Here is a 13,441-nt window from a genome sequence, read left to right on the forward strand (position 1 = left end):
TGACCGACTCAGGCTCTAGTTACACGCTTGGCAACAAGACATTAACAGAGTGCGAATTAGTCCTTGAGTATGTTTGACTACATTTTAAGGAACAGAAAAAGTAGCAATAAATTTATGCTGTTTTTTTGATACGACAATAATAAAAACCATCGCCACGACCTTGCTTTGGTAGCAATTGGCGTCCATATTGCTGTGCAATGCCCCAGTCTGCTTCAATTTTTACTTCTTTGGCATTGTCATGTTCGGCAAAAAACAGCTGCATTTGCTGTTCATTTTCGGCTTTTAAAATCGAGCAGGTAATGTAAAGCAATGTGCCACCCACTTTAAGTTGCTGCCACATGTGTTTCAAAATCTGTTGTTGTAAGGCTGCGGTTTGTTGAATGTCGCCAGATTGACGCAGCAAGCGAATATCTGGATGACGACGCAAGACTCCAATTGCTGAACATGGGGCATCTAATACAATACAGTCTACGGTTTCATTGGTCGTCCATGTGGTGGCATCAGCAGCGACAATATCGACCTGTGTGTCTTGATTCAGCTGTAGACGTTCTAGGTTTTCGCTGACACGTAACAGACGTTTGGCATCGTGATCTAATGCAATCAGTTTTTTAGGCTGAAACTTTTCCAAAAGATGTGCTGTTTTGCCACCAGGTGCTGCGCAGGCATCGACCACGACTTTGCCATCTAAATTTGGCAAGAGAGAAGCACACAACTGGGCGTGTTCATCTTGAACCGAAAACACGCCCTCATCAAAGCCGGGTAAGTCTGGAATGTGCACATTTTGCTGCATCACAATACCGACTTCAGACAGGCTGCAAGCTTCGGCTGCAATCTCTTGTTCCTGCAAAATTTCTAGATAGTCATCACGGCTAATTTGGCGTGTATTGACTCTTAAAGTCAGTGGTGCAATTTGTTTTAGGCTTTGGGTTAATTGCTCCAGTTGTTCTGGCCAGTCTTTTTTCAGACGCTTGTATAACCAACTTGGTAAACCATGTGCCTGAGTCAAAGCGGTTTGAAAGTCTGAGGTTTCACGTGAAACACGACGCAGAATGGCATTGACCACACCACTTAAGGCTTGATAGCCCAATTGCTTGGTCGCAGTCACGGTTTCCGAAATAGCGGCATGACTAGCCACACGAGTGCAGAGTACTTGATACAGCCCGACGTATAAGCAAGTTTCCACGGTTTCATTGTTTAAAGGTTTGACCAACAACGGCAAGGTAATGCTTTTTAGGGCATACCACTGTCTTAAAGTTCCCAAAACTAGCTCGTGAAATAAGGCACGGTCACGTTCTGACACTTTATTTAAGTGTAAAGGCAAAACACTGCTTAAAGATTGTCCTTGCTGGACAGCCAATAAAGTACGGATCACTTGGGCACGCAAGTTCAAATGCGAGCTGCCAGATTCAGATGGGCTCATGCGAGAACTTGTCCTGATTGAAGTTTTTGAGTTTGAATGATTTGCACAGGATTCAGCGGTTTAGCACCTGGCCATTGCAACGAGCTTAAGCATACTGCTTGTTGATCACCACAAGCGACGTGTACACCTTGTTTGTCCAGTTTTAATATTGTGCCAGGCACCTGACCTTGGGCAGGTTCATCTGATAATGCTGAACTCCACACGCGTAAGTTTTGAGTGTCATCTAAAGGGATAAATGCCACCGGCCACGGGTTAAAGGCACGGATATTACGGTCAATTTCAGCTGCAGTTTGTGACCAGTTAATTTGCGCTTCGGCTTTGGTCAATTTGTGTGCATAGACCGTTAAGGCTTCATCTTGCACTTCACGCGCAGCCAAATAGTCTTGTAATTTTTGCTCGGAAGCCAATACTTCAACAATTGCTTCGGCGCCTTGCTGCGCCAGTTTGTCATGTAAAGTGGCAGAGGTGTCTGTTTCAGTAATTGGGCATCGGGTTTTATACATCATATCGCCCGTATCTAAGCCGGCGGCCATTTTCATAATGGTGATGCCTGTTTCGGTATCCCCTGTGGCGATGGCGCGCTGAATCGGCGCTGCACCACGCCAACGTGGCAATAAAGAACCGTGAATATTCAAGCAGCCATATTTAGGCGTATCTAAAACTACTTGTGGCAAGATTAAACCATAGGCCGCAACCACCATCACATCGGCATTCAATGCAGCCAATTCTTGTTGAGCCGCCAGACCTTCTTCAGTAGATGATTTAAAATGTAAAGGTTGATAGACAGGAAGATCGTGTTGTAGTGCCAATTGCTTCACCGCAGATGCTGTGAGTTTTTGTCCGCGTCCTGCTTTACGGTCAGGCTGGGTGTAAACCGCGACAATCTCATGTTCGGTGTTCAGGAGTGCTGCCAAAGCGCTTGCAGCAAATTCAGGCGTACCTGCAAAAACGATTTTCAATGGAAATCAACCCATAGTTTTAGATGACGCGGCAATTATAACAAATTGCGGCTCAAAGGTCGGAACGGGTTGTAACAAATCCACCTTGTCGCTGTGCTATAAATTATTATGATAAAAATTAGTAATGCAAAATTTAAAAATTATTCATGAAAGTTTTGTATTGCATTCAGTATGATCAACAAGGTGCTGTGGGTTCTCGTCACTTTTTATCCATCATAAAGTTGGTAAAGCAGCAGCCTTACTACCTCAAGCTGTAGTAAAATAGAAAGACTCTTAAACTATTTTGCAGTGATACAGATCTTGCAAACAGTATTATTTCGCCAGAATGAATTTCAGATTCATTTCAGCACAACCAAGTTGGAACTTTACAATGCCTGACTATCGTTCAAAAACATCGACACACGGAAGAAATATGGCTGGTGCACGTGGCTTATGGCGTGCAACAGGTATGAAAGACGAAGATTTCGGTAAGCCGATTATTGCGGTGGTCAACTCATTTACCCAATTTGTACCTGGCCATGTGCATTTAAAAGACCTTGGGCAAATGGTGGCAGAGCAAATTCAGGCTGCAGGTGGTGTGGCTAAAGAATTTAACACCATTGCGGTAGATGACGGGATTGCCATGGGCCATGACGGCATGTTGTATTCATTGCCATCGCGTGACTTGATTGCCGACTCTGTTGAGTACATGGTGAGCGCACACTGTGCTGATGCCATGGTATGTATCTCCAACTGTGACAAAATTACCCCAGGGATGTTGATGGCAGCGATGCGTCTGAACATTCCAGTGGTCTTTGTGTCTGGCGGTCCAATGGAAGCAGGTAAAGTTAAAATTCGCGGTAATGAGCATGCGATTGACTTGATTGATGCAATGATTGTGGCAGCAGATGACAACTACAGCGACGAAGAAGTGGCTGAGTACGAGCGTTCTGCATGTCCAACTTGTGGTTCATGTTCAGGCATGTTCACTGCAAACTCAATGAACTGCTTAACTGAAGCTTTAGGTTTATCTTTACCGGGCAATGGTTCAATTGTTGCCACCCATGCTAATCGTAAAAAACTGTTCGATCAAGCAGGTCAGTTAATTGTGGAATTGGCAAAACGCCATTATGAACAAGACGACTACAGCGTATTGCCACGTTCAATGGTTACTAAGGCATCGTATGAAAATGCCATGACACTAGACATTGCCATGGGCGGTTCAACCAACACCGTATTGCACTTATTGGCAGCTGCCAATGAAGCAGGTGTTGATTTCACCATGGATGATATTGACCGTTTATCACGCAAAGTACCTGTTTTGTGTAAAGTTGCACCTGCAAAACAAGACGTTCACATGGAAGATGTACACCGTGCAGGCGGCATCATGTCTATTTTAGGTGAGCTAGACCGTGCGGGCTTATTAGATACTTCAGTGGGTACAGTCCACGAAGCAACATTAAAAGATGCTTTAGACAAATGGGATATTATCCGTACTGAAAATGAAGAAGTGTATAGCTTCTACCGTTCTGCACCGGGCGGCGTACCAACTCAAACTGCATTCTCACAAGACCGTTACTATTCACGTTTAGATGGTGACCGTGATAGTGGTGTCATCCGTAATGCAGAAAATGCGTTCTCTAAAGATGGTGGTTTGGCGGTACTTTACGGCAACATCGCTTTAGATGGCTGTATTGTGAAAACTGCAGGGGTAGATGATTCCATTCTAAAATTCAACGGTACGGCACGTGTTTTTGAAAGTCAGGATGCTGCAGTGGATGCGATCTTAGGCGGTAAAATTACAGCGGGTGATGTGGTGGTAATTCGCTACGAAGGCCCACGTGGTGGCCCAGGTATGCAAGAAATGTTGTATCCGACCAGCTATTTGAAATCGAAAGGTTTGGGCAAAGAATGTGCCTTACTCACCGATGGTCGTTTCTCTGGCGGTTCTTCAGGTCTTTCAATTGGTCATGTTTCTCCAGAAGCGGCAGAAGGTGGTGCGATTGGTTTGGTTGAAGATGGCGACCGTATCGAAATTGATATTCCAAACCGCAGCATTCATTTGGCAGTCGATGATGCAACCATGGCGGCACGTCGTGAAGCACAGGAAGCCAAAGGCTGGCATCCTGTAGAAGAGCGTCCACGTAAAATTTCAAAAGCCTTGAAAGCTTATGCGATGCACACTACCAGTGCGGCAAAAGGTGCGGTACGCGAAATCTAAGCACCCACTAGCGCATAAATATTAAATAAAAGAGCACTCCAAATATTGGGGTGCTTTTTTTCATGTGCATACTTGTGCCGGATGAAGCATCCAAATCACACGTGGTTTTTCTTGGGTATTTGGTTTTATATCGTGCCTGCTTTCTATACAATGAAATACAGAATAAATTAGATCCGTATGACTTGACCGATCTTGCAAGGAATCCGCTATGAGCAAACAGAATATTCGCGAACATTCAGCCGAAGTTTATGAAGGCATTGAAAATGCACCTGCACGTTCCATGATGCGCGCGGTCGGTTTTAAGGATGAAGATTTTAGCCGTCCATTCATTGGTATTGCATCGACTTGGGCCAATGTCACACCGTGTAATATGCACATTGACGGCTTGGCACGAGAAGCAGAAACAGGCGTGAATCAGGCGGGTGGTAAAGGTATTATTTTCAATACCATCACCATTTCAGACGGTATTTCTAACGGCACCGAAGGCATGAAATATTCACTGGTTTCACGTGAAATTATTGCCGACTCAATTGAAGCGGTGGTGGGGTGTCAGGCTTATGATGGCGTAATTGCCATTGGTGGCTGTGACAAAAACATGCCAGGCTGCATTATGGGACTGGCACGTTTAAACCGTCCAGGCTTGTTTGTGTATGGCGGCACCATCAAACCAGGTGCAGGACATACCGATATTATTTCGGTATTTGAAGCTGTGGGGCAGCATGCCAAAGGTGAAATTAACGAAATTCAGGTCAAGCAAATTGAAGAAGTGGCTTTGCCCGGTGCAGGCTCTTGTGGTGGGATGTACACCGCCAACTCAATGGCATCGGCTATCGAAGCCTTGGGCATGAGTTTGCCGGGTTCTTCGGCACAGGAAGCAGTATCTCAAGACAAATTGCAGGATTGCCAACGTGCAGGCGAAGCCGTTATGAATCTGTTGCGTTTGGACATTAAACCGCGTGACATTATGACCAAGTCTGCTTTTGAAAATGCCATTAAAGTGCTGATTGCTTTGGGTGGTTCAACCAATGGCGTACTGCATTTAATTGCTATGGCCCACTCAGCAGGGGTTGAACTCACGCTAGATGACTTTGTACGAATTGGTCAGGAAACACCTGTGGTGGCAGATGTACGCCCATCGGGTAAATATTTAATGTCTGAGCTGATTGCGATTGGCGGAATTCAACCGCTAATGAAACGTATGCTCGATGCAGGAATGTTAGATGGTTCGTGCTTAACCGTTACTGGTAAAACTTTGGCAGAAAACTTGGCCGATGTTGCAGACTACCCAGCCGACCAGCAGATTATTTTACCGTTTGATGCCCCAATTAAGAAAGATTCACATTTGGTGGTGTTAAAAGGCAATTTATCGCCAACAGGGGCGGTGGCCAAAATTACAGGCAAAGAAGGTTTGTATTTTGAAGGCCCTGCACGTGTTTTTGAAGGCGAAATTGGTGCAATGCGCGGTATTTTGGATGGTGAAGTCCAAGAAGGCGAAGTGGTGGTGATTCGTGGTGAAGGCCCTAAAGGTGGCCCTGGTATGCCTGAAATGCTAAAACCAACTTCTGCCATTATTGGTAAAGGCTTAGGAAACTCAGTGGCTTTAATTACCGATGGGCGATTCTCAGGCGGCAGTCATGGTTTTGTGATTGGACATGTCACCCCAGAAGCCTATGAAGGTGGGCCAATTGGTCTGGTTAAAAATGGCGATAAAATTTCGATCAATGCTGAAACCCGTGAAATGACTTGGCATGTGTCGGAAGAGGAAATGGCCGCACGTAAAGCTGCATGGGTCAAACCAAAACCAAACTATACCCATGGTGCTTTGGCAAAATTTGCCAAACTGGCATCGGGGGCAGAGAAGGGTGCGGTTACCGATCTGAATTTAGAGGTCTAGAGGTCTAATTGATCAATTAGATGTGAATTGATATAAATCCTTGTGTAGTATTTAGGGACTAGCGCCATGGTTGTTTTTGTCCATAGACCCTAGACCACAAGGATTTTAATTGTAGAGGTTGATCTCATGTCACTGTTGCGCCGTTGGTTCGATCCGATTCGATCGAGTTGGTTTTATCAAAAACCTTCTCGGCAAGCGGTGTTGCCCACGGAACACGGACTGAGTGTGCATCTGCGTTTAGACGATGTTTACAGCTATTTGGCGGTGCAGCAACTGCCGCAGTTAGAAGATATTTTGGCAGAGGAATTAAAGCCGTTAAAGGTGGTAATTTCTAGCCAAAGTGGTGATGCTCCAAATCAAATGTCAGCAGCGGAATGGCAAAACTATTGCATCAATGATGCGCAGATTTTGGCCAAGCAACATCGTTTTAGTTTTCACGATACACCTGAACCACCGACTGCAGAAGCCTTGATGCAGGCCGAAGCTATTTTGCGGCATACCCCACTACGTGGGCAGGACTTTTTGTATTTACTTGAAGATGTGTTCCACATGCTGTGGCAAAAACAGTCGGGTAAATTACGCACCTTATATGCTATGGCCAGCCGTCATCATCAGGTACAGGATTTTTCCGAACGGGTATTTGATGACGCACCTGTATTGGCCAGTTATTTTGAATTTGGCGGACGTAAATACCATGCGGTCGATGATTTATTGCGTTTAACCCGCCGTTTAAAACAACAAAAACTACTCACTGATAATCCTATTTTTTTGATTAATCACATTGAATGGCGTGAACATTTAATTAGTGATGCTGCGGAACTGAACGAAATTCAGGCACTGGATCCAGAGCTGGATTTATATATTGCCTTGGAAGACCCGATTTCTTGGTTGTTATTGGCGTATATCAAGGAAGAATTGGCAGCCTATTACAACATTCATTTAAATGTCTACCCGTTGTCGTACCACGGGCGAGATGGCTTTGACTGGGGACTAGCCACCCGATTGTCTAAACGTACCGATGTTGCGTTTACACCATTTTGCCGTCCAACCGAAGCTGCCACTACTTACATGGCGCAGCTGTATTACAGCGTGCCTGAAGAACAGCGTGTCGATGCCATGTATCGTATTTTGCAGGCGGTGTGGACGAAAGGGCAGGATATGTCCTTTAAGGCGCATTTTGATCGAATGCAGCGTGAATTAGAGCTAGAACAACTGAGTACAGCCGATGTTGCCGAATTACTCAAAGAAAATGACATGTTGTGCGAGATGAAATCTCAACCCGATTTTCCTGTGCTGGAATTGCGCATTGATGGACAAAGTTATGTATTTAACAGCTTATATCGGGTGTGGATGATTGAAAGTATTTTCAGTAATGTGTTAGAAGAAAAGTATAAGAGTGAAATTGAAAACGAAACTGAAAGTGTAGCCCCAGCCCATGAACAATGAAAAAGTAAACTCATTACAACAAGCACGTGAAAAGATTGATCAGATAGATGTGGCTTTAATTGAACTGATTGCATCACGTCAGTTTTATGTCGATCAAGCCATGCGCCATAAACAGACGGTGGAAGATGTGCAATCACCACAGCGAGTGAAAGAAGTCATTGAAAAAGTGCGTGCGCTTGCGCTGCAACATGATGTTGATCCTGATATGGCTGAGCGTTTGTACCACGATATGATTCAGCACTTTATTCAACGTGAACTGAAAGAATTCCGCCCTTAAAAAGTTTTTTATGAGTTTGGTGTGATATTTCAAACTCAGCCAATCCTTTCCTTTACGCTGCAAAATTGCGGTGTCTGTATTTATTTTTAGCCTCAAAACAGCATTTTTTAAAAATAATATGTTTATTTTTTCTGTAGACAGCTTTTAGCGCAAAGCCTTGCCTGTCTTGGCTTTGCTGTTGCTTTTGAAAGCTATGGTAAAAAAAAGATTATGATTTTATTACATTTTTTAACATTGTAAGTTTGCATTATTCTGAAAAGTATATATATTGTATATACATCTTTTGCAAAGCAGTCTTTATTTTGGAGAGATCAGCAATGAACGAGCAAATCAAAAAAATAAAGACAGGCAAGAAAGATGGACAACTTTTAATTCGTATTAATAGTACTGAACGTGATGAATTTATTCGTTTATGTGAAGAACTTGATACTAGTGCTGCTCGTGAATTAAGAAAATTTATTCGTAGTTTTGTGAAACAACACAATGGCAACGAATAGCCTTACTAAGGAGTAATACCATGGCTAAGCAAGTTAAATCTTTGAAGCAAAAAATCAAAGCACGTTTGAAAAAGATTTCAAAACATAAAGGCAAATTGAAGCAACTTAAGCAAGAGCTTAAAAAACAGAAATAAGCCACAGCAAAAGCATGATCTCTTAAAACGGTTTATTCTAGACAGACCGTTTGGGGTAAAAAAAGACCGAGCATATTATGCTCGGTCTTTTTTGATGGGAGTTGTATTCATGGAAATCCTAAACAGTCAGTTCAGGCTTATGATTTATCGCCCAAGCTAAAGAACCAGTTTAGGAACAAGGCCGCAAAAGTTGCTGTACCAATCCCACCCAAATTAAAGCTGCCCAATTGCAGCGCAAAGTCACCCGTTCCTAAAATAATGGTCACGGCAGCCACCATCAGATTTTTGTTTTTAGAAAAATCGACCTTGTTTTCAATCCAGATTTTCGCGCCAGCAATGGTAATCAAACCAAAGACCACAATTGAAGCACCTGTTAAAATAGCGGTAGGTATGGTGTGAATAATCGCGCCAAATTTGGGTGAAAGCCCAAGGAAAATTGCAAAGACCCCCGCCACCACAAAAATAATCGTGGAATACACGCGGGTAACAGCCATCACGCCAATATTTTCACCATAAGTGGTCATACCTGGTGCACCGACACCACCTGCGAGTGTTGTGGCAACACCATCGGCTACAAAGGCTTTACCAATGTGCGGATCGAGGTTTTCACCTGTCATTGCTCCGACTGCTTTAATGTGTCCCAAGTTCTCTGCCACCAAAATGAAGGCAATTGGGGCAATAATCAGCATGGCATTCACATCAAATACAGGCGCATGAAAGTCTGGAACACCAAACCACGCGGCTTGCTGAATTGGTGTGAAGTTAATTGGCGTCCCCCAACCCATGACATTGGTGACCATAAAATAGATCAGATACGACATGAGTAAGCCAATTAAAAGCAAGAGGCGTTGCAGTAAACCTTTGGTAAACACGGCAATCATGCCCATACATAGTACAGTTACCAATGCCATCCACATATTAAATGGATTGCCTGCAACGGCTTTGACCGTGACTGGGGCAAGGTTTAAACCAATGATCATCACCACTGCACCTGTCACTACAGGTGGCATCAATTTTTCAATCCAGCGGGTGCCTGTGGCCATCACCAAAAAGCCAATCAGGGCATATAAAATACCGCAGGCAATAATCCCGCCTGCCGCGACCCCAATATTGGCATTTAAACCACCTGATGCACCTGCATAGCCTGTGGCAGCAATCACTACCCCAATAAAGGCAAAGCTCGAACCTAAATAACTTGGAACGCGCCCACCTGTCATGAAAAAGAACAGGATGGTACAAATCCCTGACATTAAAATGGCAAGGTTCGGGTCAAAGCCCATTAAGAAAGGTGCAAGTACCGTAGCACCAAACATGGCAAACGCGTGTTGTATCCCCAATACAACGGTTTGTGCAGGCGGTAGATACTCATTGGTCCCTACAGGACGCGCATCAATGTTGCCTTCATAAGGGCGCCATTTGGGAAACCAGTTGGACATAAAGTGAGCACTCAAAAGCTAAATTGAGCACATCATACCCTTGTATTGCATAAATTTTTTAAAAATTTTGCGAGGAAACTGACCAGTTGCTTATTTTTAGAATTAAATTTTACTATTTGTTAAAAATTACATTTAATATAAATAAGTAATTTTATTTATAAATTTAAAGAATGTATTGCGGCATTAGTGGGATGAAAACAGACTAAGAATAAATTTAATTGCACATAATTTAGGCTGGTTTTTTTGCCTCGTAACGCATGTCTTAGTCCATGTCTGCTTTCACGTTATTATGTCCACTGTGTTTGGCTTTATGAAGCATGAGCCCAAGCCATTTCTAAGTGAGTGAATAAGCCACAAGCAGAGTACATGACTCTGCTTGTTGTGCTATTCGTTAGGTCTTAACCTGTATTGCGTAAGCCTGCTGCAATCCCTGCAATACTCACCATGAGGGCATGATCGACAGGGGTATGTTCGGCATGCTGTTCTGCCAAATACAAACGACGACGTTTCATCAATTCTGCCTGTAGCAAATGCAGTGGCAATAAATAAGGTTTACGCACCCGCATCGATTGATCTAGCACATCATTGCTGCTGAGCAATTGCGATTCACCTTTAAGGGTCAGTAGGGTCGTCACAGCATCACGCAGACGTTGACGGAGTTGCTCACCGAGTTGTTTTAAGTCTTCGTCATCGGTCAGGTTAGATTCGTAGTACAGGGCAATATTACTGTCGGCTTTAGATAGCACCATTTCTAGCATATCAATTAAAGTCTGGAAATACGGCCAATCGCTGAGCATTTCATCCAAAGTGGCTTTTTGTCCCTGATCGAGCGTTTGGTTAATTGCTGCGCCTGTCCCTAACCAAGCAGGCAGCATTAAACGGATTTGTGTCCATGCAAATACCCACGGAATGGCACGTAAGGATTCAATTCCACCGCTCACTTTACGCTTCGCAGGACGTGAACCGAGTGGCAACATCTGCAATTCCAGCTCTGGCGTAACGGTGCGTAAATATTTCACAAAATGTGGATTTTCACGCACGGTTTGGCGATAGACCTGCACCGAAAGTTCGGTCATGTTATCCATCAACTCGCGCCATTCTGCTTTCGGCACAGGTGGTGGCATCAGCGTCGCTTCTAAGGTTGCAGCGGTGTAGACTTCCAGATTTTGTAAGGCAACCCCTTCAAGTCCAAATTTAAAACGAATCATTTCACCTTGTTCGGTGACGCGGATTGCACCTGAAATAGAACCCGGTGGTTGTGAGAACAATGCTTGTTGTGTTGGTGCACCGCCACGGCTGATGGAACCACCGCGACCATGGAATAAAGTCAGCTGCACAGCATGTTGCTGCGCTACCGCAGTCAGTTCTTCCTGCGCGCGGTACTGCGCCCAGTTGGCAGACATGAACCCTGCATCTTTGGCGGAGTCTGAGTAGCCAATCATCACCTCATGTTTGCCCTGAATATGCTGTTTGTACCAATGCATATTAAATAGGGTATTCATGGTTTGGGCAGCCCCATCCAAGTCTTTCAGGGTTTCAAACAGCGGCACCACACGCAAAGGATGCTGAATGCCCGCTTCTTTTTGCAGCAATAACACTGCCAATACATCACTTGGATATTCCGCCATGGAAATAATATAAGCGCCCAAACTTTCCTGCGGCTGTGCAGCCAAAGTGCGCATGGTGGCAAACACTTCTTGCACATCGGGATGTTGAATCAGGCTTTGTGCAGGTTCTTGCATGAATTTTGGCAATAACGGACGTTTACTTTGTAGCTCTTGAAGCAAGAAGTTCTGACGCGCTTGTTCAGTCCAAGTTTCAAAATTGCCCAAACCTAAATATTCGGTAATGGCAGAAATGGCTTGACGATGACGTCCCGATTCTTGGCGAATATCCAGTTTTAGTAATTCAATGCCGAAACAATTCACACGATGAATTAAATCCAACAATTTGCCGTTCGCAATGTCTGATAATTGGCAAGCCGTCAGCGAGCGATAACACAGCAATAAAGGCTGTAACAGTTCGTCTTTGCTTTTGATGACCAAACTGTCATCAGCCTCTTTGCCTTGCAGTTTCGCTGCTAACCAGTCGCGGGTGGCTTTTAGGCGTTCTCGGGTGTCGCGTAAATATTCACGGTACGGCTCGGCATGGAAATGTCCCAAAGCATCTGCCAATTCTGGGCTGCATTGCTGAATGGAGAGTTCCCAACGCAGGTTTTCAATATCACGTAAATACAGTTCTGCTGCTTTCCAGCGTGACAGCCACAGCACTTCTTGAGTAACTTTATGAGTGACATTCGGGTTACCATCGCGGTCACCGCCCATCCAAGAGGCGAAACGTACAGGTGCAACGCTCAGCGGTAGGCTTTGTCCACAATGTTCCTGCACAATGCTGTCTAATTCACGCATGAATTTAGGCACCGCATTCCACAGGGTTTGTTCGATGGTGGTAAAGCCCCATTTGGCTTCATCGACAGGGGTTGGGCGATGTTGGCGAATTTCATCGGTTTGCCAAGCCGAGCTGATCAGCTGTTTTAAATCTGCCAAAACTGCCTGACGTTCACGTGGTGTCAGTTTTTGCTGATCCATTTTAAACAAGCAGTCATTAATATCGTCATATTTTTGAATGAGGGTACGACGGCTGACTTCAGTCGGATGCGCAGTTAAAACCAACTCAATTTTTAGCTCGCAGACTTGTTGAAAGAGTGTTTCTGCAGAAATTTGGTTGTCTTTAAACTTGATAAATAAGTGATCTAGCGGGTTTGGAGAAACGCCATTTTCATCAAATTCGCTTTGGCGACGGCTGCGCACCACATGATATTGCTCAGCGATGTTGGCAAAATTTAAAAAGTGGGTAAAGGCACGGGTGAGCGGTAAGATTTCGTCATCTTCCAGACTTAAAAACAGTTGTTCGAGTTGTTTTTCAGCTTCGGCTTGTCCATCGCGCGCGCCTTTAGATAAAGCACGAATTTGTTCGACCTGATTAAACAAATCTTGTCCTGCGTGTAACTTGAGGGTTTCACCCAATAAGTTGCCAAGTAAGCGTACGTCATCGCGTAGAGGAGCATCAATTTGTTGAATCATTCGTTGTTCTCCATGTTTTGTGTTTTTCTACTCTAAAAAGACTATACCCCGATTTATCTACAATCCAAGCGGGCTATCTACAAAAGTTGCATGGA

The 13,441-nt window shown here is 44.3% G+C and carries 9 protein-coding genes; 5 read left to right on the plus strand and 4 right to left on the minus strand.

Features of this window, described 5'->3' with window-relative positions:
* Positions 1-112 precede the first annotated feature (112 nt).
* Positions 113-1,420 (minus strand): 16S rRNA (cytosine(967)-C(5))-methyltransferase RsmB, encoded by a 1,308-nt coding sequence (rsmB, locus tag HHA42_RS06735; protein WP_168525896.1) that lies wholly within the window; start codon positions 1,418-1,420, stop codon positions 113-115.
* Positions 1,417-2,379: a methionyl-tRNA formyltransferase gene (fmt, locus tag HHA42_RS06740; protein ID WP_168525898.1), complete on the minus strand. Its 963-nt coding sequence runs from the start codon at positions 2,377-2,379 to the stop codon at positions 1,417-1,419. The genes rsmB and fmt overlap by 4 nt, the downstream gene beginning before the upstream one ends.
* A 370-nt stretch (positions 2,380-2,749) precedes the next feature.
* Here fmt and ilvD (HHA42_RS06745) point away from each other — a divergent pair, with 370 nt between their 5' ends.
* From ilvD (HHA42_RS06745) to HHA42_RS06765, 5 genes are all read left to right on the plus strand, one after another.
* The gene (gene ilvD / locus HHA42_RS06745; protein WP_168418350.1) at positions 2,750-4,579 is read left to right on the plus strand and encodes a dihydroxy-acid dehydratase; all 1,830 of its coding nucleotides are present in this window, start codon (positions 2,750-2,752) and stop codon (positions 4,577-4,579) included.
* A 208-nt stretch (positions 4,580-4,787) separates the two neighbouring features.
* On the plus strand, positions 4,788-6,473 hold the full coding sequence (gene ilvD / locus HHA42_RS06750; protein ID WP_168461037.1) for a dihydroxy-acid dehydratase: 1,686 nt from the start codon (positions 4,788-4,790) through the stop codon (positions 6,471-6,473).
* Positions 6,474-6,599: 126 nt separating this feature from the next.
* Complete coding sequence (locus HHA42_RS06755; protein WP_168525900.1) at positions 6,600-7,919, plus strand: hypothetical protein; 1,320 nt, start codon at positions 6,600-6,602, stop codon at positions 7,917-7,919.
* On the plus strand, positions 7,909-8,196 hold the full coding sequence (locus HHA42_RS06760) for a chorismate mutase (protein WP_168525903.1): 288 nt from the start codon (positions 7,909-7,911) through the stop codon (positions 8,194-8,196). The genes HHA42_RS06755 and HHA42_RS06760 overlap by 11 nt, the downstream gene beginning before the upstream one ends.
* 317 nt (positions 8,197-8,513) lie before the next feature.
* Positions 8,514-8,693 carry a hypothetical protein gene (locus tag HHA42_RS06765; RefSeq protein ID WP_004970356.1) on the plus strand — a complete coding sequence of 60 codons (180 nt, stop codon included), beginning with the start codon at positions 8,514-8,516 and terminating at the stop codon, positions 8,691-8,693.
* A gap of 271 nt (positions 8,694-8,964) precedes the next feature.
* Here the strand turns inward: HHA42_RS06765 and HHA42_RS06770 are convergent, their stop codons facing one another.
* Both HHA42_RS06770 and ppc read right to left on the minus strand, forming a co-directional pair.
* Entirely contained in the window at positions 8,965-10,263 is a 1,299-nt protein-coding gene (locus HHA42_RS06770; protein WP_168525905.1) for a solute carrier family 23 protein, read from the minus strand.
* Between the two features lie 398 nt (positions 10,264-10,661).
* A complete protein-coding gene (gene ppc, locus HHA42_RS06775) occupies positions 10,662-13,346 on the minus strand; it encodes a phosphoenolpyruvate carboxylase (RefSeq protein WP_131261313.1) in 2,685 nt (894 codons plus the stop codon).
* Between the last annotated feature and the right edge of the window lie 95 nt (positions 13,347-13,441).

It is taken from the genome of Acinetobacter sp. A3 (assembly GCF_012371415.1).
Taxonomy (GTDB): Bacteria; Pseudomonadota; Gammaproteobacteria; order Pseudomonadales; family Moraxellaceae; genus Acinetobacter.

Coding starts and splice junctions, on each gene's coding strand:
- HHA42_RS06770 (WP_168525905.1), bottom strand. CDS start 10,263: ATGTCCAACTGGTTTCCCAAATGGCGCCCTTATGAAGGCAACATTGAT.
- ilvD (WP_168418350.1), top strand. CDS start 2,750: ATGCCTGACTATCGTTCAAAAACATCGACACACGGAAGAAATATGGCT.
- HHA42_RS06765 (WP_004970356.1), top strand. CDS start 8,514: ATGAACGAGCAAATCAAAAAAATAAAGACAGGCAAGAAAGATGGACAA.
- ilvD (WP_168461037.1), top strand. CDS start 4,788: ATGAGCAAACAGAATATTCGCGAACATTCAGCCGAAGTTTATGAAGGC.
- ppc (WP_131261313.1), bottom strand. CDS start 13,346: ATGATTCAACAAATTGATGCTCCTCTACGCGATGACGTACGCTTACTT.
- HHA42_RS06760 (WP_168525903.1), top strand. CDS start 7,909: ATGAACAATGAAAAAGTAAACTCATTACAACAAGCACGTGAAAAGATT.
- HHA42_RS06755 (WP_168525900.1), top strand. CDS start 6,600: ATGTCACTGTTGCGCCGTTGGTTCGATCCGATTCGATCGAGTTGGTTT.
- rsmB (WP_168525896.1), bottom strand. CDS start 1,420: ATGAGCCCATCTGAATCTGGCAGCTCGCATTTGAACTTGCGTGCCCAA.